The organism is Tateyamaria sp. (genome assembly GCF_059783535.1).
This window is the reverse complement of the sequence record NZ_JBYNDP010000002.1, coordinates 11,590-35,265: the sequence shown is the minus strand read 5'-3', so window position 1 is coordinate 35,265 and position 23,676 is coordinate 11,590. Positions and strand designations below refer to the sequence as shown.

Genomic DNA, 23,676 nt, shown 5'->3' with positions numbered 1-23,676 from the left:
AACCGGAATCCCAAGAATTTATGAGGGGTTGATACATGACAGGTCAGTTGCCGGGCGACATCTTCACCGTTGGGCAGGTCTTGAACAACACCTATCAAGTTGATCGCATCCTGGGGCGCGGCGGCACCGGCGAGGTGTATCTGGCATCTAATCAGATTACGGGTCGGAAGGTCGCCATCAAAGCGTTGAATCGCAACTTCTCTGGCAATGCCGATTACATCGAACTGATGAAACGTGAGGAGCAAATTCGCGCAATCCATCATGATGCTGTTGTGCGCTACACGGAATGCTCCCTTTCTGATGACGGCCATGTTTTTCTGGTGATGGATTTTGTCGACGGTCCGCCGCTGTCAGATGAAATGGCGCGGCGACAGATGTCTGAGCGGGAACTGCTGATCATTCTGCACCGCGTCTTGGGAGGCCTGGAAGCAACCCACAACAAGGGCATCATTCATCGCGATCTTTCGCCTGACAATATTATCCTGAAGGAAGGCGATCCTGCTCAGGCAACAATCATAGACTTTGGCATCGCAAAAGACACCGCTTCTGGTGCGAAAACTGTCGTCGGATCTGATTTCGCGGGCAAGTATGAGTATTCTGCTCCCGAACAAATCGACGGTCACGTCGACGCACGCTCGGACCTTTATGCCCTCGGTGCCACGCTGTTGGCAGCGTTTCGCGGCGAAACACCTTTCGCCAGCGCCGCTGTGGGCGAGATCATTCGCCGCAAGCAAAGTGCACTCGATACAGCAGAAGTGCCTGACAAACTGAAAGGGTTCATAGACCGGCTCACCGCGCCGGATCCGAACAGTCGCCCCGCCAGTGCGGCCGAAATCCTGCGTGATGTCGACATGGCGGTTGCTCCGTCCGGTCGATCGACTGAACTCGAAAAAGAACCTCGCAAGAAGCGGGCTTTGGTCCCAGTTTTGGCAACGCTGGGCGTGGTAGTGGTAGGAGGCGCCCTATGGGTTGGCGGTGCCTTCGATCCCCCTGCTCCCGTTGAGACCTACAAGCTGGATTTCAAATTCGATACTTCAGGCCCACCGGCGCTTACGACATTTGCTCCAACTGACGAGGATGCAACCGCCTTGAGGACGAGCGTCACCGCCGCGTTTGGCGCAGCTCCTATTGGCAACATCACTCTGGCGCGCGGCGTGCCAGATGATCAGTGGATAAAGAACGCCTCCGACATCATCTCAGTTCTCGCGCCTCTGGAGAGTGCCGAGTTAAGTGTTTTGGAACGCACGGCCCAGATTACTGGTCTGGCCGCCAACGTGGATAAAAAATCTACAGTGATCCAAAATCTGCGCACATTCGCTGCGTCAACAGGGTGGACGATCACAAGCGACCTCAACGCTGGGCCACTTGTTGTGACGTTGGCTGACATACAGTCAAAGCTGTCTGGCTTGGCGGATTGCGGTCCACTCGAGGTGTCCGGCGACACGGATGGTCGCTTTGGACTGACCGCAGCAATTGACGTTCAGGGCAAGGTCGCCGACGTCACAACACGCACTGCTCTGATCGACGGCCTGACACCGCAGATCGGTGAACGCGGGTTGAACGTTCAGGTGGATGTCTTGAACCCACAACTTTGCGCAATCCGGCAAATCCTGGACGATGTTCCAATTGGCGATGTTTCCATCGCCCTCTCCAATGGCGAAACCGGCGAACGCAATCTCTCTGGTGTCTTCACGACAGGTCAAAACCCTGTCGTGGATATTCTTATACCCGACACATACGCTGATGGTGCGCTCTGGGTGATGGCAGTGAACCCGGACGGAACTTTGTTCCATCTGGTGCCCAACATCAACCGACAAGAGTACCGCATCGCCGAAATGGCAGAGGTGGAGGGCGGGCTGCGTCGGATACGCGTTCTGCACACGATTGACGAATTCCTTGCCGACAACAGCAAGGCCGCGACGCGCATTGCCGACACCAATTACGGGAAGTCCGAAATCATCGCGATTTTGAGCGACGAATCACTGTTCGACGGTCTGTACCCAACAACAATGAGTGTGGACGGCACCGTCGAGGCCCTGGAAGGGGTCATGAAAACCCGACCTGAGAACGTTCGCGCGGTCAGGTTTTCCATCATTGACGCACGCCCGTGACAGGAAAAATTTGACCGAATCGGACATTTCTACAAAGCTCAAGTCACTTTTTGTTGTAGCTTTTTTGTCTAGGAATTTCGTATGGAGCTGTCTGGCTTCCTTAGTACTGTGGACTCGGAATCCCCCTCTGGCGTTGATCTGCGCAACGAGGCCGCTTTTCATGCGATCGAACGACAGCTGGAACCTGCAGCGCGCGAAGTTCGTAAATCGGAACGTGAAGACGATCCACCCACGGTTGCAAATGTGGGATGGCAAGACCTTTTTGATGATGCCGCAACGTTGGCTGAGACAGGTCGAGATTTGCGACTCTTGGTGATTGTCGTTCGCGCGCTCAGCAATACAAACGGACTTGCCGGGCTTGTGCAGGGATTGCAGCTGATCACGCAAACACTGGACCAATACTGGGATAGCGTGCACCCGATGTTGCGTGACAGGGACTCGCCCAAGGATGCTGCCTTGCGCCGCACAAATGCGCTCAAACAGCTCGAAAACGATGACAACGGGCTCCTTGGCGATTTGGAAATGAACGCCCTGCTGCAACCGCGCGGTATCGGAATTATCACCGGCCAAAATATGGCGGACGCCGCACGCACCGATTTCGAATGCATCAACGAAGCGCCGCAAGGATTGTCTGAAGAGGACAAGGTCAAAATACTAGCGCGCCACGAAAAGAACCAAGCGCGCGTCATTGCGGCGTGCCGCGCCATTGCAACAGAAGACCCAGACGTTGCAGACACCCTGAAGGCCGACGTCGCCACAGCTCTGGCTGAGCTTGCCAGGCTTTGTGAGGCCTACTCCGCATTGGGCAAGTTCGAGGACGGTACAGGCCTCATTTTTCCGGAACTTGAGCTGTTTCTGACTCGCACCAAACAGGTGATGGAGGCGAACATGCAAGCAAATGCGAGCGAACATCCAACCACACAGATGGCCACGTCGGGAACAGGAAACGGGCCTGCACCAACGGCCCCGGCGCAACAGACATACAGTTCAGGCGTCAACAGCCGCGAGGACGTGATCGCCAGCCTCACTCAGATTATCGAATTTTACAATCGTACCGAACCAAGCAGCCCGATCCCCCATCTGGCGGAACGAATGCGGCGTATGGTTCCAATGAACTTCATCGAGTTGATGGAAGAAATCGCACCCAGCGGGATCAAGGAATTCAGAAACGTCGCTGGTGTTGGCAACGGCAAAGCAAAGTAATTTCAATGAAGGACGTAGCAAATCATGGCAGACAGCAAACAGAAGGTCATAGAGCGTAATCGCGCGCCAAGAGTGCAGATTGCATATGACGTAGAGCACTACGGCAGCCCGACGACGATTGAGTTGCCGTTCGTGATGGGAGTGGTTGCGGACCTCGCCGGGGCTTCTGAGAGCAAGGAAGCTGTGAGGCCCATCGGCGAACGAAAATTTGTCGAGACTGACGCAGGCCGGTTCCCGAAATTCATGGAAGCGCTCGCGCCACGCGTAAAGGCAAGGGTAAAAAACACCTTGCCTGGCAAGGACGGCGAAGAAGCAGACGAAGAGATGTTTGTCGATCTGACCTTTGAGTCCATGTCAGATTTCACTCCGGACAAAGTGGCGCAACAGGTGCCCCAGCTGAATGAGCTGCTGAAGATGCGGCAGCAACTGGAAGAGTTGCTGAGCTACATGGACGGGCGCGTCGACGCCGAGAAGCGAATTGCTCAGCTTTTGGCGAACGAGCCGCTTTTGGCGGAGGCAGCAGAAGCTGCGATGAGCAACAAAGACGGAGAGGAGGGTTAAGCCATGGCCGATACAGAAGCACAAGGCGCGTCAAAGGAAGAAGAAACGCTGGATCTTGGTGAATTCTCCGCTCTTCTGGAAAAGGATTTCCGGATCAAGGACAGCGAAAGCGACAAGCTGAAAAACCTTGTGGGGAACCTAGCACTTGCAGCGAAGGAGCGCAGCGGTGCTGCGACGATTTCCGGAAATGCGGTCAAGTCAATCAAATCTCTGATTGGCGGTATCGACAGTCTTTTGACCGATCAGATGAACGAGATCATGCATGCCCCTGAGGTACGCGAGATCGAAGGCACATGGCGTGGTCTCCACTATCTGGTGAACAACACTGAGACGGATCAAAAGCTCAAGATCCGAGTGATGAACATCACAAAGGAGGATCTTGCGGACCACCTTGAGGATTTCGAAGGCCAGATGTGGGATCAGGCCGATATGTTCAAGAAGGTCTACACCGATGAGTATTCCATGTTCGGCGGTGAACCTTTTGGTTGCATCGTCGGCGCTTACGAGTTCTCGCAGCATCCAAAGGATGTAGGTATGTTGCGCAACTTGTCCGGCATCTGCGCCGCAGCACATGCTCCATTTATCGCTGCTGCAGCCCCACAACTGTTCCGTATGGACAGCTGGCAAGAGCTGCCAAACCCGCAGGATCTGGAACAGATCGTATCCTCCCCTGACTACGCAAGCTGGCAATCCCTTCGTGAAAGCGAAGACGCCCGGTACATTGGGCTCACGATGCCACGCGTTCTGGGTCGCTTGCCCTACGGTGCCGAGACCGTTCCAGTGAAGGGCTTCGACTTTGAGGAAAAGATTGAGGGCAATCACGAGAACTATGTCTGGATGAATGCCGCGTTCGCGATGGGCGTCAACATCAACAGATCACACAAGCTTTATGGTTGGGGCACCCAGATTCGTGGCGTTGAGTCCGGCGGCACGGTGATGAACCTGCCCGTGCACACATTCCCGACCGACGATGGCTCTGTCGCGATGAAGTGCCCAACCGAAATCGCGATTGACGATCGCCGAGAAGCGGAGCTTGCGAAGCTGGGCATGATGCCCATTCTTCACCGCAAGAATACCGATACCGCTGCCTTCATCGGAGCGCACAGCCTGCAGGACGACGAGGCCCGCGCTGGACGCCTTGTTGATCCTGATGCGCAAGCCAATGAGAGGTTGTCTGCAAACTTGCCCTACCTGTTCCCGGTCAGCCGGTTTGCGCATTACCTCAAGGCGATCGCACGCGACAAAGTCGGGACGTTCAAGGAGCGTGCCGACATGCAGGTTTGGCTCTCAGAGTGGATCAACCGCTACGTGCTGGCCAACACGGCAATGGCGGACGACACGGCAAAGGCAAAACGTCCGTTGGCCGCAGCCGAGGTAGAGGTGGATAGCGTTGAAGGCCGCCCCGGCTACTACAATGCGCGTTTCTTCCTCCGCCCCCACTACCAGCTTGAAGGCATCAATGCGTCGCTCCGGCTGGTTTCGGAACTTCCATCGGTGAAGGGCGCATAAGCGCCCTCGCCTTCACCTTTTGGCATAAGGAAATTTCAAAATGGCAATTACTGGCTACCTTCTCATCGACGAAATTCAGGGTGAATCGCAACGGGCTGATCACGAAGACGAAATTGATATCGTTGGGGTCGAGTGGAAAATCGCCCAAGCCGCATCAGCACAAATCGGGCGCGGACGGTCTCGCAGCCGTGCGCAAGTCGGTGCTGTGAAACTGACCAAAACCAAGGATGCCGCATCGGCCTATCTTGCTTTGGCTTGTATGCAGGGCAAATCCTTTACATCCATGACTCTTGCCATACGCAAGGACAGCGGTGACGCGCATTTGGACTACCTCATCATCACCATGGAGAACGCCACGATCTCGTCGTTCCGCATGGCCGGTGGCGCGAACCTCGGCAAGGACTCTTACGTCGAAGATGCCGACGCCGACAGTTTCTCGGACGGAGCGACCGACACAATTCTCGAAGAGATCGGTGTTGTGTTTGAGAACGTGACCTACAAGTACACGGTTCAGGCTGATGACCACTCCGCCGGTGATGAACACGAAATCACATTCGACATCGCCGCGGGCGTCTAATTTATGATGCCCAGAGGGGGATCAATTGGCGAACCACAGGCCCAAAGCGAGGCGCTTCAGCCATCGCTTTGGGATCGGTTGGTCAACGATCTTCCGGGGTTAGATGCGGAGATTGATTCACTTCGTCGCGGCCTTGCCAAAGATCTTGGTGGCGCGGAAAAACTTGATGAGCTTCTGGAACATGGCGTGTCTGCATCTGCTGACGACACGGTTTTGGACGACGACACCAAGAAACGCCTGTTCCAGCTGACCCAGAAACAAGACCGACGCCGCACCATTCAGGCCAGTGGCATAATGGTGACACGAGAGGTTCTACGAGAAGCCGTGCGGCGCGACATCGAAATGCTGTTTAACGTGGAACGTATGGAAGCCGAACCGATGATGACTGATCGGGAAGCCAACAGATATCAAACCGCGAAGGACCTGCTGGCGGACTATCCGCAGGTCCAGACTTCGGTTCTCAACTACGGTGTTCCATCCTTTGCCGGCCGTACAAGTACAGATTTCGACAAATCCACCTTGCGACGAGAATTGAAGCAAACGCTGATCCATTTTGAACCGCGGCTGAAACCGGACAGTATCCGGATCAACATCCGTCAAAGCGAAAAGATCGGCATGCGTATTGATGTGGATGCCACATTAATGCTGTCGCCCACGCCAGAGCGGCTCAGGTTATCGACCACTATTGATCTTGATAGCGGATCGGCTGCCACCGTGCTGGAGGATCGCTGATGGATGCCACGTTTCTCAGCTATTATGAAGATGAGCTGACACACATCCGAGACCTCGCAAAGGAGTTTGCGCAACTTCACCCTGCCGTGGCGCGCAACCTATCGCTTGATAGCGTCCCCTGCCCGGATCCTTATGTAGAGCGGTTGCTTGAGGGTGTCGCATATCTGTCGGCGCGGACACGTCTGAAAGTTGACGCGGAAAGCAGTCGCTATGTGCAAGCGTTGCTGGACGCGCTGTATCCCGATCTGGTGGCGCCTGCGCCTGCGATGTCGCTTATAAAGTTTTCGCCTGGAGACCAGGTCGAGGAAATGGTTACGGGGTATACGGTACCGCGGGGAACCAGCATGGTTTCCGGGCTGCGCGATGGTCTTGCCACGCGCGCCCGGTACACGACTACGCAAGACGTAACTCTTTGGCCGATCAAGATCGAGGCGACAGAATACCTGCAGGATATCGGAGCGCTGCAAGCGGCCGGATTGGGAGACGACTTGAACGGCGCTCGCCACGCGGCAGGGATCAAACTTCAGCTCAGCTCTGCGTCCGCCATACCGTTGCCCCAGATCGAGATTGATCAGTTAGACCTGTATCTTGGCCATCAAGCGCGCGGCGGACAGTTGTTTGACGCGATTCATGGGCACGGCACCACTTTGGTGGCGCGTGGCAATAGCGAAGGATACTCTCAGGCTGGCCGTATTGAGATGATCGGAACGGCACTCGCGGAGACTCTATTGCCGCCTGTGTCGGAGTCGTTTCAGGGCTACAGCCTTTTGCGCGAATACTTTCTGATGCCGGAACGTTTCCACTATGTCCGGTTGACTGGCTTGCAAAGTTTCGTAAGGAAATCAGACGGCTCGGTCGACATCATCATCCTTCTGGACAAACAACAACCTGACCTGGCGGACCTTTCGGTCAAAGACTTCCAGCTTTTTGTAACACCCATCGTCAATCTCTTTGAACGTGAATGCAACGTCGTGGAATTGGACCGGGCCCGAACCGCGCATCTGGTCCACGCGGATCGCACCCGCACAATGGACTTTGAGATATTCCGGCTCTTGCGCGTCGAAGATGTGGAAACAGATGGACCGCAATCCGCGATCCCATCTTCTTTTGCTGCCACATCAGATAAAGGCTCGCGATTATCCTATGCCACGAAAAGACGCCCAAGGCGTCCGGTGGAAGACGAAATTCGGCGTGGGCAGATGCGAACGTCTTATCCAGGTGATGATTTCTATATCGCGCTCAGCCACGATGGTTCCGCCGCCACGCGCGACGTTCGTCGTTTAGACATCCGTGCCCTATGCACCAACCGTGACTTGCCGATTTTGGATGACACCCCAGTCTTAACACTCGAGACTGGTGCGCCTGTGGATGACATCACTTTGCTGCAGGCAATCAAACGCCCCAGGGCCAGCTTGCAAGCGACGCTGCCGTCCGCCAGCGCGCGCGAAACGCGTCGTGACGAGATTGCATGGCGTTGGATCAGCCAAATGGCACTGAATCAAGTTTCACTCACGGAGACTTTCACAGATGCGGAACCCATTCGGGCGCTATTGTCGCTTTATGCAGATCGAGGTGATCCAGTTTTGAAGCGCCACGCACAAGCGCTGCGCTCCATTTCTGCTAAACCAATAATGGAGCGCCTGCCAATCGCCGGCCCCATGTGTTTCGGACAAGGGACCGAAATTGGTCTCAGCCTTGATGAGGCAGTGCTGGCCGGACACTCACGTCTGTTGATGTCCGCCATTCTGGCGCAGCTTTTTCGTCGCCATGCCGCCATCAATGCCGTTGTTCGCACAAAAACCATTCTCATTGGATCGCAAGAGGACGTCTCATGGCCGCTCAGCCTCGGCAATCGCGCGATGATATGAGCGATACTCTCGCTCAAATTGCAAGTGACGCAGGGTGCAGCGAGTTCTTCGCCCTTCTCCGGCGTATTGAGGAAACCGATGGCCGTCGGTTTGGTGCAATGGGCGGACCGGAGAACGAGCCTGCGCGACTGGGTCAACACATCAGACTTTCCTTTGCGACACGCGATGTCGAAAGCGTTTCTGTCGACGGCGACCAAACACAGGTTAGTGCCAACGTTCTTGGCTTGCTGGGACCTGAGGGTCCCATGCCGCTTTTCATGACCCGATGGGTGATGGCGCGCCTGTCGAACCGTTGGTTCGCAGGCGACAGTGATGGGGTCACATCTGACACGGCGTTTCGAGATTTTTTGGATGTTCTGCAGCATAGATTGATTGCTCTCTACTGGCGCGCATGGGCCGATGCGCAATCCGAAGTCCAAGCGGGTCGTGGTGACGGGCGCACACCCGCAATCATTGCCAGCCTAGCGGGGTTGGGATTGCCTGGCACGCCCGATCCCGATCATGACAAAGCTAAACTTGCGCATGCCACGAAGCTCGCTGTGCGCACGCAATCGCCAGAGCGTTTGGTTAGCTATCTGGAAGACGTAGCTGGCGCGCCGGTGTCTCTGAATGAATTTGTCGGTCATTGGGGCGAAATCCCGCGTCATCAACAAAGCCGTCTCGGAATGGCATATTCCACACTCGGCGCCGCAGTTGTAGTCGGCGAGCGGTGTTTCTCGCGTCAACATCGGGCCGAACTGCGATTTGGGCCGCTTTCATTTCAGCAGTTCAAAGAGCTTCTGGACGACCCAAAGAAGCGCACCGCTATCCGTCATGCTATCCTGTTTGCAAACGGACATGACGTCACCTTTGACATTCGGCTTGTACTGGATCGTGCCGAGGTTCCAGCTGCGCGTCTCGGAGGTTGCCAATTGGGCCGAACCGCCTGGATCTTGCCCAAGAGGGACCGCGACGCTGACGAAGTGACCTTCCGTTTGGAGGATGCAGCGTGACCGTAAATCTGATCATAGAAAGCGCAGCAACACCACAGGCCCGCATGAGCTTCACTTACGAGTTTGGGCAAGTTGTGATTGGGCGGGGTGCAGCTGCCGACTGGCAGCTTGATGACCCTGAACGTTACTTGTCCCGCAGTCACTGCATTCTGGCGATGGCCGATGGAAAACTGACGGCAACCGATGCAAGTCGCGGAGGAACGTTTGTGGATGGTTCCGAAACCGCGTTGGGGACTGGCAATTCAGTTGTGCTGGAAGATGGTATGCGCTTGCGTATGGGAGATTTCGTCTTCCGGGTCGATATGGCTGCCGACACGGTCCCAAATGAAAATCCGGAAGTACGGCAACGCAAACCTTCGCCATTCGATTTTGGTCAAGATGATACGCTAGTTCGGCCCGAACCTGCTCCGCGCCCTGAGAGCTTACCCGATCCGTTTGACCCCTATGATCGCGCGCCGGGGCACACGGGCGCTGAGCAGATCGAAAGATCATCACCTAAACCTTTTGGCCTCGACGATCCGTTTGATTTGGACCTTGGGGAAAGGACGCAACCGGCGGCGGTTCCATCCTCCGGCGGCTACTTCGATGCCCCCATTTCACGTGATGAAGCAATTACGCCTGCAGAACCCCAGGACCAGGAACGGGAAGACACAGTGGTTGTGGAATTCGCCGCAGGCACTCAGCCCGAGGACACGAATGCGGCGACACCGCCAGAAACCGTCAAAACCGTCACAGATGATGAGGTCCTGGCTGCTCTGCTCAAAGGAATGGGCCTGGGAACAGAAGCATTTGGCTCTGATCCCGTAACGCAAGCCAACGAAATAGGGCGTCAGTATCGCCTTCTGATCGACGGCGTGATGCAGCTTCTGCGGGCACGGGCAAGCGCCAAACAACAGGTCCGTGCGGCGCAGACGTTGATCTCGAGCGCAGACGTGAACCCGCTGAAGTTTTTGGCCACGGCCGATGATGCGCTGGACGCCATGATCTCCGGCGATAGGCCAGGCTATCAGTCCGCCGAAGATGCAATTGTGGGCGCTTACCGCGATCTGGCTGATCACCAATTGCGAACATGGCACGCACTGCAATCGGCACTTCGGCGCATGATTGATCAGTTCGATCCAGAACAGATTGAAAAGGAAATTGCCGAAACCGGCGTGCTTGAAGCTTTGCTTGCAGGGGGCAAATCCGCTCAGCTTTGGCAGACCTACACTGAAAAATACAAGGACATCGCCCGCGCCGCCGAAGAACGTTTTCTCGGTGAGGTCGGTGACAATTTTCGCGACGCCTATGAAGGCAATGGGAAGGAGACACCAAGATGACATTCACACGCCGCAATGCTATTCTCTCAGCGGGAGGTTTCGCCTTTCTGTCAGCTTGCCTGGCGAATGAGCCCGTACCCGGTTCCATTATGGCAACGGCCAACATGACCGCCGGTGCGAACCCCGGTCCTGATGGCAGTGGACGACCATTGACGGTGACGCTGGTTCAACTGCGGTCCGCCAATCAGTTCTCCAGTGTGGATTTCGCGACGTTGCAGGATCCGGAGAGCGCTCTCGCCGCGGATCTTGTGCGAGCGGACACACTGGTGCTGGCCCCCGGCGGTACGGCACAAGGGACATTCCCGGTCGAGGTGCAGCAAGGCGCTTCGACCCTTGGGATTGTCGCTGGGTTCCGTCAGCCCGGTGGCAAGGTGTTCCGTTTGACGCAAGGCTTGCCTGCGACCGGCGATGTACTGCTCAACATCTCGGTCACCGGCTCTGGCCTCTCGGTTTCTTAATAAGGACGATAAGTCACATGAACGACGCCAATCGGGTGATCTGGTCAGAGGGGCTGTTCCTGCGCCCACAGCACTTGCAGCAACAGGATCGCCATACCGACGTTTTGGTACGGGGTGCACTGCAGGCGCCTGAGCATCAAAGCTACGGATTTACGCTGCTTGAGCTGGACAGTGGCGCGATACAAGCGGGACAAATCGGGCTAGGAGAAGCGCAAGGCATTTTCCCAGATGGCACACCTTTCCTGCTGCCAGACATGAGTATCGGAACCAAGGCTCGACCCGTGTCCGCGGGTACGAAAGCTGGCGTCGTCAAACTCGGTATTCCGGCGCTGCAACCAGGCAGTGCAACAATGGACCCCGAGAGCGGAGGCGCACAAGGGGCGCGTTACTTGGGACAAATCACCACTGTCCGAGACACAATCAAGGGCGGCGCGGACCCGGTGGAGATCGAGGTCGCCCGGCTTGCGCCCAAGCTCTTTCTCCCCGAGGATTCCACGGACGGTTACACCGTTCTCCCGATCGCGCGCATTGATGGTCTGCTTGCTGATGGGTCGGTCGCACTCGACCCTGATTATCTCCCCCCTGCCCTCGCAACCGCAGCAGCCCCTTGGTACGCCGCCTTTCTACAGGAGGTACTGACCGGTCTGGATAGGATCGCACAAGCGCATGGTGGCGTGGTGATGGGCGGCGCGGGCGCATCTGTCGAAAACCTGCTGATCCTTGAACTGGCAAATTCTGCCCGCCCACGCATTGCGCATATGATGGGTCAAAACCTCTTTCATCCGTCTTCTCTGTTCCTCGAACTTGCCGGATTGGCCGGACGGATGGCGACGTTCGGGTCCTCAGCCCGCACCATGACAGAACTGCCAGCTTATCAGCATGAAGACCCACAGCGCAGTTTCATGGCCATCGCTGACACCCTGCGGTCGCTCATTCTGTCGTTACGGCACGTTGAGCAGAAATCCATCTCTCTCAAGGTCGCGGGGCACTCCAAAAACGTCTGGACTGTCCGGTTGGATGACAGCGGGATCATAAATGATCACCGGATTGTATTGCGTGTTGGTGGAGATATGTCGGAAGCGCATCTGCGCAAGATCTTTGCAGAGCAGGCCACCGTGGGTGCTGCGGATGAGTTCGACACACTTTGGAAATCCAAGCTGACGGGCATTCCACTGAAACCACTGCATTCGCAGCCTCGCGAAATTCCATATGATGGTGAACGTCTCTGCCTTGAGCTTGACCGTACGTCCGACCATTGGGCCAAGCTTGCAGATGCGCCGGGATTTGTTCTCGGGGTTGCTGGTAAGCTTGAGAAAGAGCCCTTGATAGATTGCTACGCGGTGAAACGATGACGGACGAGGATCCCTTCGGTCTGGAAACGGACGCCGGGCGCACTCGCATCCGCCCTGCGCGCGCAAAACCGTCACCGCCTGCGCCCATACCGCATGCCGGAGCCATTGATACGTCCGCACGCATGCGCCAGAACCGGGCGGGCGACAATCCACTTCTGTCAAACTTCGGACTGCTGCTGGGGTTAGCACCAGAACTTGAACGGGCGCAGCAGGTGGAAAACCCTGAAACCTTGCGCGCCCGGCTGCTGGACAATCTGACATACGCGCGCGACGGGGCTGTATCGGCGGGTGTCCCACTCGCCCGTGCTGACCAAGCGGCCTGGTTTGTTGGAGCGCTGCTAGACGATATTGCGCTCAACACACCTTGGGGCGGACAGTCGCATTGGCCCGCTCAGCCACTTGTCGCGTCGCTTTATGGTGACGTGGACGCAGGCGAGCAATTCTTTATGCGGGCCGAAGACCTGCTGAGATATCCCGAACGTGACCCAAACATGTTGGAATTGGTGTTTCACTGTTTGTCGTTTGGCTTTCGCGGCAAACATCGCAGCACAGGAGCTGCAGGTGACGGCGCTTTGTCTCAAATTCGAGCGCAAATGGCCCGCCAACTTCGTGACCTCGACGCAGAGGCCGCCCCCCTTTCACCCAATTGGAAAGGTGTCGTGGCCGCGCAAGAGAAGGAAAAATTCATCATCCCGGTTTGGGCCATGATGGTGATCGCCTCTGTTGCAATGCTGCTCAGCTATGTCTTTCTGTCGATGCGATTGTCGGATCAATCTGAAGTTCTCTACACTGCTGCAAGCGCCCTGCCCCCTTTGCAACCGGCCGAGATTTACCGACCGGTTCGGGATACCGCGCCGCCCGCCGAAATTGAGCTTGAGGTGGTCAGTCTCGATATGCTGCCGCTTTTTGCTGCGGCTGCTCCTCAAGATGATCTCTCGGCCCTAAAAGGTCGCGAGGATGTATCGCTGACGGTGCTTGCCGTTCAGGCAACGAACCCCGAGGTCTTTCGCTCGGCCAAAGCGGACCTGAACACTGAATATCTGGACCTTGTGCATTCCATTGCAAAGGTAATCATTGAAAATCAGGAATTCATCGGGTCGGTGATAATCCTCGGTCATACCGACAACATCCCTGTCCAACGCTCCAATCCATTCGGGTCAAATCAGCGATTGTCCGAGGCGCGGGCACAGACCATTGCCGATATCCTGATTTCACGCGGCGTGTCGATTGACTTGATCGAAGTACGTGGACGCGCGGCTACAGAACCAATTGCTGACAATGCGACGTCAGAAGGACGGGCTCAAAACCGCCGGATCGAGATCCTCCTTGGAAAGAAGGTCTGAGAAATGAAGATCCTGAAAAAGCTCTTTGGCTTCCTCTTTTCCCGCTTCTTGTGGACGCTCTTTGGTATCGCGCTGCTCTGTGGCCTGATTTGGTCCCTGGGTGGGATTGTGAAGATCGGTTCGGTCGCACCGCTAGAATCCGCCGTTGCTCGGATCGTGACCATTGGTCTGATCTTGATTGTCTGGCTCGTATCCATGCTACTGAGGCAAATGCGGGCTGCGCGGGCCAACCGTGTTTTTGTCACTGACCTGGCCGCACCACCCGAGCCCGAGGAAGGAGCACCCGGGGACGCCAACATTGCCGAGATCGAAGGCAAGTTCAAAGGTGTGTTGGATCAAATGAAGCGGTCCAAACTGGGTGGGCGCAAATTCCTGCGCGACATGCCCTGGTACGTGATCATCGGGCCGCCAGGCACGGGCAAAACAACCGCCTTGCGACAATCCGGTTTGCATTTTCCGATTGATCTATCCGACGACCTAAAAGGGATCGGAGGCACGCGGAACTGCGACTGGTTCTTCACGGAAGATGTCGTTCTGATCGATACGGCCGGCCGATACATTGAACAGCAGAGCGACTCGCAGGTCGATGCGGCGGAATGGTTTGGCTTTCTCAAGATGCTCAAGAAGCACCGCGGAAGGCGAGCTCTGAACGGGATTGTTCTCACCCTATCCGTCAATGATCTCTTGGAAGGCGACGACTCCATTCGGGAACACGGCCGTATCATCCGGGCGCGTCTTGCGGAGTTAAAAGATGAACTCGGCGTCGATCTTCCTGTATATCTTCTACTGACCAAGACCGACTTAATCCCCGGATTTGAAGCCTTCTTTGGCGACCTGACAACGCGCGAACGCGAGCAGGTCTGGGGCAGCACTTTCAATGTCGAGGCCGGGCTTGATCCGGAGATTGTCGATCGGGAGATGAAAGCCCTCCTCAGCCGGCTGGAGAGCAAAAGCACGGCCCGCATTGCCGAAGACCTGCCGATTGAGGAACGCGCGCAAGTGTTCCGCTTTCCAACTCAAATGGACACCCTGACACGTCCATTGAAACTGCTTTTGGATGTAGCCTTTGGCGAAAGCCGCTACGAAGAGGCCGCGCGCCTACGCGGCTTTTACTTCACGTCCGCCACGCAAGAAGGCTCTCCGCTGGATGCGATGGTCGCCGGTATGGCGCAGAACTTTGGGATGCCAGCGACCCAAACCGCGCCTCGTCGTCATGGAGACAAACGGTCATTCTTCTTGCGGGACTTGATGACGGACTTGATCTTTCCAGAAGCCGGATTGGGCACATTCGATGCCAAATCCGTGGCCCGTCATCGTTGGCTCTGGCGGGGAACTCTCGGGGCAGCCTCATTTGTGACTCTCGTCGCGATTGGGCTTTTTGTAACCTCTTACGTTCAACAATCCCGTGCTATTGGGGCCTATGAGGATAACCTCAAGGCTTTAGGACCACGCCTTTCGAACGTTGCCTCCCGACAGGCGCCAACCGATCCGCTTGATCTTAACATCGCCCTTGATGCGGTCAGCGAAGTGGCCCGGGCCAACACTGTGAGAACTGCGGGACTCCTGTCGTCTATCGGCCCCAGCGCACAAGAAGACCGTGAACTTGCCCAAAACATCGCCTATGAACGGGCTCTTGATCACATTCTCACGCCACGGATGGTTGCCCTGCTCGAAGCAACGATGTGGCGTCAAATCCGCGACCCTGAATACTTGTTGGGCGCGCTCAAGACCTACCAGATGATGACTGGGCTCGCGCCCTTTGATGCCGATTTCGTCACTACTTGGTGGCAAGAGGAACTGCCACAATATGCACCTCTGGATCCTTTCGCAGGTCCGGAAGCAGCCCAACACCAACTGGCCGCCATCGCCATCATGCAGACCCAAACGGAACGGCCTGACCCGGACCCGCAACTGGTCAACAAGGCGTTGGAGATTGTTTGCACCATTCCAATCAGCAAACGCGCATATGCGACCTTGATGAATGACCCAGACGTTGCCGGGCTGCCCCCTTGGATTCCGGCAGAGCATATGGGTCCGAACGGACAGCAGGTCTTCACTCGATTGTCCGAGAAAACATTGCGCGTCGGAATTCCCGGTGCCTTCACCTATGACGGATTTCACACCGTTGTTGCCCCGCGCGTCGGTGCCGTGGCCGTTCAGGCGGCGCTCGACCGCAGTGTCTTTGCAGGCGGTTGTCCCGAAAGCGCGGGCGCGTCGGAACGCAGCATCGAAGCGGATGTAACAAAGCTCTACTTCGACGATTACATCGAAGCTTGGGACGGGCTTTTACGTGACATTCGGGTGAGCCCGATTACCGATCTGGAACGTGCTCGTACCAATCTCAAGGATCTTGCGGGATCCGACAGCGCGCTCCAGCGTTTTTTGACAGCCGTGGTTCTCGAAACGGATCTGACTGATCCCCGAGATGACGGGCAAGTCATTGACGTCACATCTGGTTCCGGTCTGTTGGCGCTCGCGCGCAAAAGGATCTCTGGTGTGGCGCGGCTGACCGACGATGCACGTCTCGCCGCTTCAGGCATCAGCACCGATGCCGCGCTGGCTGAAGCGCTGGAAGGGCGTCCGGTTGCAGACCATTTCGCCCCATTGAAAGCCACCGTAAAGGAAGTGGACGGCAATCCACCGCTTGTCGGCGACACGATCGCCGCGCTACAGGCGCTGTCAAACGAAATTCAAGTCATCGCTGCAAGCCCGCAACCGGAACAAGCATTGGCCCGATCCGGTGGTCTGTCTGTGTTGACCGGTGCGGTTGCCAACGAAGCACGTATTTTGCCTGACCCGGTCGACGACTGGATTGCGGGGATCGCGGCGGATGCCACTGCCGTCAGTCGCGACGGAATTGTTGCGCAACTGAATGCGAGCTGGCGCGCTGATGTATTGCCCTTTTGTCAAAAAGCCACGCGTGGCCGATATCCGTTTGACCGATCGAGCGGAATTGACGTGAACATCCTCGATTTTGCCAGACTGTTTGGCGCAGGCGGCTTGATCGATGGCTTCATCGAAAACGAACTGAGTGACTTTGTGAACACGAGCAACCGTCCCTGGCAGTGGCAAGCCGACTTTGGCCTCAGCGACGAGGCGCTCGCTCCCTTTGAAAATGCGCGGGCCATTCGCGATGCTCTGTTTCCTGGTGGGGCTGGCCCGGTGATCGGCTTTGTCCTTGTGCCTCAGGATTTGTCGGCAAACGCGGCTCGTGTCTCGCTTAATGTTGATGGTCAACTGCTGACATACGCCCACGCCGCGGCGGCCGCCCAGCCTCTCACATGGCCGGGGCCAAATGGCAGCAACTTGATAACGCTGTCATTTGCACCTCTTGATACCGGCGTGGAGGTTGTACAAACGCAAACCGGTGCGTGGGCAATTTTACGTTTGTTCAGTGAAGGCGGTCTTTCACCCAGTAGTTTGCCAGAGGTGTTCAACCTCAACCTTTCGCGCGGTGGCTATACAGCCAGCTTCCAGCTTCAAGCCAATTCCGTAGAAAACCCCTTTGATTTGAAGGTTTTCTCCGGATTCAAATGCCCTGAGTCCTTTTGACCGGTTTTTACGGCAAACTGCCACGGCACGGAGACTTTGTATCACGTGGGCTGAAGCCAGGCGTCAAACGGGCGTTGGACCAATTGCTTGCAAAACTCGCAACTGCAGATCTGCCTGAGGATGGATTGCGAGCAAGCCTTCGCTTCGAAAACCAGATGTGGCTTGCGCTCATTCTACCCAGTTTCGATGCCCCGGGGCGCTTCTTCCCACTCGCAGTCATGGTCCCTTTCATGGATGAAAGTTTCCAAGAGGCCGAGGCCCGCTGCAAGGACCTGACTTCTATTGCTCAAAGCGCAACATCCGGTGCGCGGGATGCGGATGAATTGTTGGGGGTGCTGCCGATGTTGGAATTCGACGCTGAGATGCCGGACGTGCCAGAGGCAGCCTGGACATCATCGACACCCCCGACCCCGTTGGCTCAGGTCTTGTCTGACATCAGTTCTGATTGATCTTGCTGCCTTTCAACGTGATTTCGCCGCCCGCCTTGATGTTTACCTTACCGGACGCATCCAGGGTGATGTCTTTGCCCTCAATGGAGATGGTGCCATCCTTCTTGAGGATAACCTCAGATTTTCCGACTTTCAGGGTGATGCTGTCATCAGCGGCTTCCAAAAGTAGGTTCTTGTTAGATCGAAACGCGGCGTCGTCCTCAGCACTGTGGAAACACTTGCCGGTGACCATATACGTGCCTTCACCTTCGACCCAGAAACTCTGGTCGGCTTTAACTTTTATTTCTTGCGATTTGCCGATGCTGACGGATTGACCGCCATTGATTTGCCAGCTGTCATCTCCTGAAACCCCGTGCTTTTGGTAGGCCCCCACCGTAACGGACCGGTAGCCCGCAACGGTATTAGACTGCCACGCTCCAACCGCGCGGCTTTCCATGCCTCCCACTTTGATGTTCCGCAAACCACCGACAGTGATCTTCTGATCAATCAGAACATACTGCGAGTGCCCTTGCATGATCTGTTCATCGCTGTCGCCATCGACCGTGATCGTCTCATTCCCTCCAACATGTAGCGTTCGATTGTCTCCTACGGTCTCGTGATCATTTGCCCCAATCTGAACGGTGCGGTTGTTTCCGATGCCGGTAGACTTGTCATTGCCAACCAACTCCGCCCGATCATGCACAATCTCCTGCCGCGCATCGTTGCCAACTTTCTGGAAGGAATCATTCCCGATCTCTTCGCGGAAATTGTGCCCGATATCCCGACCTTCATCGTTCTTGATCAGTTCGTTGTGGTCTTTCTGCGCTTGGAAGTAGACCTCTTCCGACCCTGCCTTGTCTTCAAACCGCAGTTCATTGAACCCGCCGCCACCAAGCGAACTGTCGGATTTCCAGCCCGACTGCGTGGCGTTTCCTGGCAACGCATAGGGCGGCATTTGCGACGCGTTATAGACCCGGCCTGTGATGATCGGTTGGTCCGGGTCGCCTTCAATGAAATCAACGATGACTTCCTGCCCGATCCGCGGAATCTGAATAAAACCATAGCCGGACCCTGCCCAGACGGATGACACCCGTACGAAGCAGGATGAATTCTCGTCTGACCCACCCAGGCGATCCCAATGAAACTGGACTTTCACGCGGGCATACTCATCGGTGAAAATCTCTTCCCCCGACGGACCAACAACCACTGCGGTCTGTGGACCTCGCATGACCGGCTTCGGGGTTCGGCGCGGTGGGCTGTATTCCTCAGTTGTCGGCGTTAATTGGAAATTGACGACATAACCTTCTTCGACGTTCTGTTCTCCTGCCCCGTACTGACCATCCCAAAGCGTATAATCCGCAGACAACACCGCGTATTCCGTGGCATCGCCCTCACGTGGAAAATCTTCCAAATCAAAGATCATTCCAGAGTTTACGCCGATCACGGTCGCAACCGCCTTGGCTCGGGCCACTGGCGATTTCAACTCCTGCATACGCAGGAGCGAAAGATGGTCACCACGTGAGAGTTCGTCGTAGTTACCGGGGTAATGATAGCGTTCCAAATCACCCAAATCATTCAGGCCAGGATTGGTGCTTTTTGACATCAAATCTGCGGATGGTTTTGTGAAATCGTAGTCTGTCTGGGCAACCTCGCCGGTCGTCACGCGGGCGATCCAGGAAAACTCGGTCATCCCTTGTGTGTCTTCAACCGCAGGTGACAGGTCGGGGTAATAGCGAATGCTCTCGTGCCCTGTCCCCGGCACCAAAGCCGACAAGGTATCCGCCAAAATCAGGGTCTGATCCGCATCACCGTACTCAAAAAAGAAAAAGATGCCCTCGTGCTCCATCCACCGCATAACGAAGTCGAGGTCGCTTTCCCCGTATTGCACGCAATAAGGGATCGGATCGTAGGTCGCCTCCAAGCGGTTCTCAAACTTGGCAACGGAGTAGGCCCCGAAGACTTCTTCAAGAATTTCAACAATGCTCAAGTTCTGAAAAATCCGGTTGTCAGTCGATTGAGACAGAAACCAGAGCCACGGGCGCAATGTAGCCGAATAATGCGCGTCCACACCTTCAAGCTTGGTCAGTGAAAACTCCGACACGTAGCCACCCAAATAGACTGGATCATCGTCACCCAGTCCAATTTCGATGTTCATCGGTTGGCCCAGTACGTCGTCAACGGGCAAAGCCGGATCATCGCTGAGCATTTCGACCACGAAGCGATAGCAGTCACTGACGGCATCGCGCCCCGTCATCTGCGAAAACAAAAGTGTTTCCGGGTCCAACGGTCCACTCAGCCTAAACGCGCGTCCTTCGGCCATGAAATGCCTCTCGCAATCAGATCAACTCAAATTAAATTGGCGAAACCGCCCACTACAATACCAGTAACATACAGCAAAATTTTTGCTTCGTCTTCACAGCTGAGACGGACAGGCAAAGTCCGCCATCAGCGGCCGGATCGAGACCGGATTGACTGGCTCTTCAAACTGTATTTCCAGAAAAATTCGTCCAGTCTCATCCCTCAGATCGACCAGAAAGCGCTGCCCCTCGTCACGCGGTCTGACCCGCACGCCATCTAACATCCTGTGCATCCCCCAGGCGCCGGGATGTGACAGCGAACCGCTTTCTGCACCACCGTTGAATTGCACCGCCACACCCTGTTCAGCCACCGGACCAGGCCACTCTAGACGACTGGCAGCGCCAGACGCACGCAATGACGTCGTCTGTCCACCAAGCCGAATACTGGCCTGTCCCCGCTCAGCCAATGTAGCAAGCAACATTTCTGCCCCTAAACCTTTGCCGCCGAACATCCCGTTGCTGATTGCCATACTATGTTCGAGAAACGTTGCACTCTCAGGCGAAAGCCCAGCAAAGCGCGCTTCGGTTTTCCAGCGCCAAGGTCCATCCTCAGTCTCCAGATTGGGACGGGCATATTGCGCAAAGAACTGCGGAAGCAGGCCTTGCTGACCAAAAAAGTTGATCGTAGTTGCTACCGGCACTGCAGCACCATCTCCAAATGGATAACGGCCCTCCAACTCTGCCTGACACGCTGCTTGAATCCGAGCCCATTGTCTGGAGATTGGCGTATCATCTGCGACCACAGGCGCACTGATTTGTGCAAGGGTATCCTCGACCAATTGCACAACAAGCCGAGGCGCGGCACGCAAAGACTGAATTGAGCGCGCCCGCTCGGCCACAGCAAGGATGGCGTGATCCCCCCGCGCCGCATCTTGCGCGCGCGTCACTAGCGCAACGTTTACGGCGGCGAACAGCGCTGCGATCTCCTCCATCCGCCCCTGTTCGACATATTGAATTGCCGGTCCGAAACTACGCGCAATTTCGGTCTGGAAAGGTCGTGGGCGACTGCGATCCCGCCCTCCAATCTCTGTCCAGATCTCCTCAAACAAAGCAGACAAGGGCGAGTTGGCCTGTGAAAGTGTCCCGGAAACAATGATCGCGCGATCAGGGTCATCAAACGGTCGCACCCGCAGATCGGCGAGCCATTTCGTCCAGGCTTCAATCGTTTCCGTCTGCAGTCGTTCCATCACCAGGTCGACAGTGCCGTTCTGTCGCGGCAACGAGCGACCAAATAAGACTTCCGTCACTTGCCTGCTTTTTGTAACCGCGACGCCCGCCGAGATGGTTTGCGCCCGGTCCCATCCCGCCCGAGTGTATAAGCCAGGAATCTCCAACAGAGCGCCGCTGCGCCGGATCGCCACATCCGAAAGGTTAGGCAGGGCCTCCGACGCCGCCCAGGACGCCAGGGATAACACATCGGGCGAGCGGATCATCTCCAGCCAGGCCCGATCAACCTCATCCGTCTCCGTGGCGATGTTGCGAGCCTGCTCCAAGAGGACTGGCTCAGCCGGTACAAGCCCCTCAATCGGACCGGTCAGCGATGCAATATGTTCTGAAAAACCAGTGAGCCCCAGTGCCTCTTCCCGCGCTTTTGCCCATCCAATCAGAAAGGTCGGTTCCCACTCAGTTTGCCCGATCAGGATGCCATAGGCGCGCAAACTGTCATACAACGTCAGTCCTTGTCCTTCAGTTGCCAACGCAAACTCTATCGCATCCGCCAAAAGCGGACCGATCGCTTGCGCTGCCGCTTGGCGATAGGAGGACTCGGCGCCCCCCTTTGCATCAGCAAACGGCAAGGTCAGCAAGTTGCGCAAAGGCGCTTGGGCGATCGCTGCTTCTACGTTTTTGAGATCGCTGGACAGCGCGCCAAGGCGCGAAAGAATAGCGGCGCTCTCCCGCGTTTTCTCCAACTCAAGGGCGCTCTGAAATTCCGAATACGCTGTATAGACTTGCGTGTGAAACCTTTGCTCCAGCCATGCCAGATAGGCCGCCATCCCAATCACTGAGGTTACAAGTAAAACCGAAAGGATCGGTACGATGCGAACTCGCGCTGCCTTCGGTCTGGACTGGCCTCGGACTGTTGAAAGCACGTGGGTCAAAAGCGCTTCAAGTGCGGGATAATTTTGGTCCAGTGCGATGCGCCGAAACTCCCGCAAATCTGCTTCGCTGACATCTCGTCCCTCAAAGATGGTCTGCTGTGCCAGGGCCCCCCACTTGGTTAGATCCGTCTTCGGCAAGGCCCTAACCCTGTGGTCAGCGAAAACGGCCAGTGCCATCCGGGCCGGTCGCAAGGTCACCGTCGGTTCACCTGCCCGTTCCGCACGTTGTGAAAACCTCCTCAAACGGACCGCAAGCTCATCCACAAGGCGCGGCACATCGCGTGTGTCTTTCGGACCAAGGCCATCGACAAACTGTCGGAACGCAGCGGCCTCTTCCTCCAGCGCCGTCATAGCAACCCTTCGGCGGCCCACTTGCGTAATGTCTCCACGCCGACTTCGAAATGCATACTGTCTTCTCGTGAATATGTCGCGCCCCAGTACCAGCCTTCTTCGTTGAAAAGCTCGGCAATCAAAAGCAGCCCGAACTGTGTGGATCCATCACCAAATCCATCGAGGCGTCCTTCAAGTTTGAGGTCGATTGCTGTTCCCCAGGAATGGTTGGAGATGCCAGTGCTCGATCCCCGGATCAGACGCGCACACAGCGCCCCAGCCGTGCCAATTGCAGCATGGATATCCGGTTCCTGCTCTTCTAAGCGCTTCAAGATACGTTCCAGAGAATCCAATGCCGGGCGGATCATGGTGACTCTGATTGGACCGACTTGCCGGGTTTCCAACAAGGCGCGCAGACTAGGATTGGTAACACTCTGGCAATTCACGCCATAGGTTTGACGAGGATTGCCAAGGACCTCGCGCATGATCCTGTTGCGAGGCTGCGAGATGTTCTTGTTAAACCGTTCGTCGGCAAGGATCATCTGTTCGGTCATATCCTTGGTTTCGGAATGCTCGCCGATCTGGTCGAAACCACGCAAATTGGTGGGAGAATTGACAACCGCAGGTGCACGATTGGCCGCTTCGCGCGCCTCAGCCAAGGCTTTGCGCAGTTCTTCGATTTGACGCTTGGCCGTTTCAATCTCTATCTCCTGCACTTCAAGGGTACGGCGCAGTTCACGCACTTCAACGGTTGCTCGGTTCAACCGCACGAGCGCGCCACCGTCTTCGACCTGCAAAACCGCACCGACTAGCGCGAAAGCCACTGCGCCCATGACCAAACCAATGGCAATTATTGTCGCTGCAACCAAGTTCGCCTGCACGCGC

General features: G+C 56.2%; 17 protein-coding genes. 14 read left to right on the top strand and 3 right to left on the bottom strand.

The genetic code is table 11. The annotated features are described in order from the left end of the window. Positions 1 to 35: 35 nt before the first annotated feature. From AC6RA8_RS00730 to AC6RA8_RS00665, 14 genes are all read left to right on the top strand, one after another. Positions 36 to 2,111: a serine/threonine-protein kinase gene (locus tag AC6RA8_RS00730; protein ID WP_500350211.1), complete on the top strand. Its 2,076-nt coding sequence runs from the start codon at positions 36 to 38 to the stop codon at positions 2,109 to 2,111. A gap of 81 nt (positions 2,112 to 2,192) precedes the next feature. Next, on the top strand, positions 2,193 to 3,314 hold the full coding sequence (locus AC6RA8_RS00725) for a type VI secretion system protein TssA (protein WP_500350210.1): 1,122 nt from the start codon (positions 2,193 to 2,195) through the stop codon (positions 3,312 to 3,314). 24 nt (positions 3,315 to 3,338) lie between these two features. Beyond that, positions 3,339 to 3,875, top strand: a complete 537-nt coding sequence (tssB, locus tag AC6RA8_RS00720) for a type VI secretion system contractile sheath small subunit (RefSeq protein WP_500350209.1) — start codon at positions 3,339 to 3,341, stop codon at positions 3,873 to 3,875. Positions 3,876 to 3,878: 3 nt separating this feature from the next. Beyond that, complete coding sequence (gene tssC / locus AC6RA8_RS00715; RefSeq protein ID WP_500350208.1) at positions 3,879 to 5,384, top strand: type VI secretion system contractile sheath large subunit; 1,506 nt, start codon at positions 3,879 to 3,881, stop codon at positions 5,382 to 5,384. A 40-nt stretch (positions 5,385 to 5,424) separates the two neighbouring features. After that, positions 5,425 to 5,961: an Hcp family type VI secretion system effector gene (locus tag AC6RA8_RS00710; RefSeq protein WP_500350207.1), complete on the top strand. Its 537-nt coding sequence runs from the start codon at positions 5,425 to 5,427 to the stop codon at positions 5,959 to 5,961. A 3-nt stretch (positions 5,962 to 5,964) separates the two neighbouring features. Next, entirely contained in the window at positions 5,965 to 6,693 is a 729-nt protein-coding gene (tssE, locus tag AC6RA8_RS00705) for a type VI secretion system baseplate subunit TssE (protein ID WP_500350206.1), read from the top strand. Continuing rightward, positions 6,693 to 8,561 carry a type VI secretion system baseplate subunit TssF gene (gene tssF, locus AC6RA8_RS00700; RefSeq protein ID WP_500350205.1) on the top strand — a complete coding sequence of 623 codons (1,869 nt, stop codon included), beginning with the start codon at positions 6,693 to 6,695 and terminating at the stop codon, positions 8,559 to 8,561. The genes tssE and tssF overlap by 1 nt, the downstream gene beginning before the upstream one ends. Then, positions 8,558 to 9,553 carry a type VI secretion system baseplate subunit TssG gene (tssG, locus tag AC6RA8_RS00695; protein ID WP_500350204.1) on the top strand — a complete coding sequence of 332 codons (996 nt, stop codon included), beginning with the start codon at positions 8,558 to 8,560 and terminating at the stop codon, positions 9,551 to 9,553. The genes tssF and tssG overlap by 4 nt, the downstream gene beginning before the upstream one ends. Beyond that, positions 9,550 to 10,872 (top strand): type VI secretion system-associated FHA domain protein TagH, encoded by a 1,323-nt coding sequence (gene tagH, locus AC6RA8_RS00690; protein WP_500350203.1) that lies wholly within the window; start codon positions 9,550 to 9,552, stop codon positions 10,870 to 10,872. The genes tssG and tagH overlap by 4 nt, the downstream gene beginning before the upstream one ends. Beyond that, a complete protein-coding gene (tssJ, locus tag AC6RA8_RS00685) occupies positions 10,869 to 11,330 on the top strand; it encodes a type VI secretion system lipoprotein TssJ (protein ID WP_500350202.1) in 462 nt (153 codons plus the stop codon). The genes tagH and tssJ overlap by 4 nt, the downstream gene beginning before the upstream one ends. Positions 11,331 to 11,347: 17 nt before the next feature. Next, positions 11,348 to 12,682, top strand: a complete 1,335-nt coding sequence (gene tssK, locus AC6RA8_RS00680) for a type VI secretion system baseplate subunit TssK (RefSeq protein ID WP_500350201.1) — start codon at positions 11,348 to 11,350, stop codon at positions 12,680 to 12,682. Further along, positions 12,679 to 14,025 (top strand): type IVB secretion system protein IcmH/DotU, encoded by a 1,347-nt coding sequence (icmH, locus tag AC6RA8_RS00675; RefSeq protein WP_500350200.1) that lies wholly within the window; start codon positions 12,679 to 12,681, stop codon positions 14,023 to 14,025. The genes tssK and icmH overlap by 4 nt, the downstream gene beginning before the upstream one ends. 3 nt (positions 14,026 to 14,028) lie before the next feature. Beyond that, positions 14,029 to 17,577 carry a type VI secretion system membrane subunit TssM gene (tssM, locus tag AC6RA8_RS00670; RefSeq protein ID WP_500350199.1) on the top strand — a complete coding sequence of 1,183 codons (3,549 nt, stop codon included), beginning with the start codon at positions 14,029 to 14,031 and terminating at the stop codon, positions 17,575 to 17,577. Next, positions 17,574 to 18,026, top strand: coding sequence for a TagF domain-containing protein (locus AC6RA8_RS00665; RefSeq protein WP_500350198.1), 453 nt, complete (start codon positions 17,574 to 17,576; stop codon positions 18,024 to 18,026). Before tssM ends, AC6RA8_RS00665 begins: the two co-directional genes overlap by 4 nt. Here AC6RA8_RS00665 and AC6RA8_RS00660 read toward each other — a convergent pair. The 3 genes from AC6RA8_RS00660 to AC6RA8_RS00650 all read right to left on the bottom strand — a co-directional run bounded on the left by AC6RA8_RS00660 (position 18,013) and on the right by AC6RA8_RS00650 (position 23,672). Then, positions 18,013 to 20,325, bottom strand: coding sequence for a type VI secretion system Vgr family protein (locus AC6RA8_RS00660; RefSeq protein WP_500350197.1), 2,313 nt, complete (start codon positions 20,323 to 20,325; stop codon positions 18,013 to 18,015). The genes AC6RA8_RS00665 and AC6RA8_RS00660 overlap by 14 nt on opposite strands. A 93-nt stretch (positions 20,326 to 20,418) precedes the next feature. After that, positions 20,419 to 22,812, bottom strand: a complete 2,394-nt coding sequence (locus tag AC6RA8_RS00655; protein WP_500350196.1) for an ImcF-related family protein — start codon at positions 22,810 to 22,812, stop codon at positions 20,419 to 20,421. Further along, positions 22,809 to 23,672, bottom strand: coding sequence for a M15 family metallopeptidase (locus AC6RA8_RS00650; protein ID WP_500350195.1), 864 nt, complete (start codon positions 23,670 to 23,672; stop codon positions 22,809 to 22,811). The genes AC6RA8_RS00655 and AC6RA8_RS00650 overlap by 4 nt, the downstream gene beginning before the upstream one ends. Positions 23,673 to 23,676 lie beyond the last annotated feature (4 nt).

Excerpts from the sequence above, each read along its gene's own strand:
- AC6RA8_RS00730 (WP_500350211.1), top strand. The coding sequence starts at position 36 with ATGACAGGTCAGTTGCCGGGCGACATCTTCACCGTTGGGCAGGTCTTG.
- AC6RA8_RS00725 (WP_500350210.1), top strand. The coding sequence starts at position 2,193 with ATGGAGCTGTCTGGCTTCCTTAGTACTGTGGACTCGGAATCCCCCTCT.
- tssB (WP_500350209.1), top strand. The coding sequence starts at position 3,339 with ATGGCAGACAGCAAACAGAAGGTCATAGAGCGTAATCGCGCGCCAAGA.
- tssC (WP_500350208.1), top strand. The coding sequence starts at position 3,879 with ATGGCCGATACAGAAGCACAAGGCGCGTCAAAGGAAGAAGAAACGCTG.
- AC6RA8_RS00710 (WP_500350207.1), top strand. The coding sequence starts at position 5,425 with ATGGCAATTACTGGCTACCTTCTCATCGACGAAATTCAGGGTGAATCG.
- tssE (WP_500350206.1), top strand. The coding sequence starts at position 5,965 with ATGATGCCCAGAGGGGGATCAATTGGCGAACCACAGGCCCAAAGCGAG.
- tssF (WP_500350205.1), top strand. The coding sequence starts at position 6,693 with ATGGATGCCACGTTTCTCAGCTATTATGAAGATGAGCTGACACACATC.
- tssG (WP_500350204.1), top strand. The coding sequence starts at position 8,558 with ATGAGCGATACTCTCGCTCAAATTGCAAGTGACGCAGGGTGCAGCGAG.
- tssJ (WP_500350202.1), top strand. The coding sequence starts at position 10,869 with ATGACATTCACACGCCGCAATGCTATTCTCTCAGCGGGAGGTTTCGCC.
- tssK (WP_500350201.1), top strand. The coding sequence starts at position 11,348 with ATGAACGACGCCAATCGGGTGATCTGGTCAGAGGGGCTGTTCCTGCGC.
- icmH (WP_500350200.1), top strand. The coding sequence starts at position 12,679 with ATGACGGACGAGGATCCCTTCGGTCTGGAAACGGACGCCGGGCGCACT.
- tssM (WP_500350199.1), top strand. The coding sequence starts at position 14,029 with ATGAAGATCCTGAAAAAGCTCTTTGGCTTCCTCTTTTCCCGCTTCTTG.
- AC6RA8_RS00660 (WP_500350197.1), bottom strand. The coding sequence starts at position 20,325 with ATGGCCGAAGGACGCGCGTTTAGGCTGAGTGGACCGTTGGACCCGGAA.
- AC6RA8_RS00655 (WP_500350196.1), bottom strand. The coding sequence starts at position 22,812 with ATGACGGCGCTGGAGGAAGAGGCCGCTGCGTTCCGACAGTTTGTCGAT.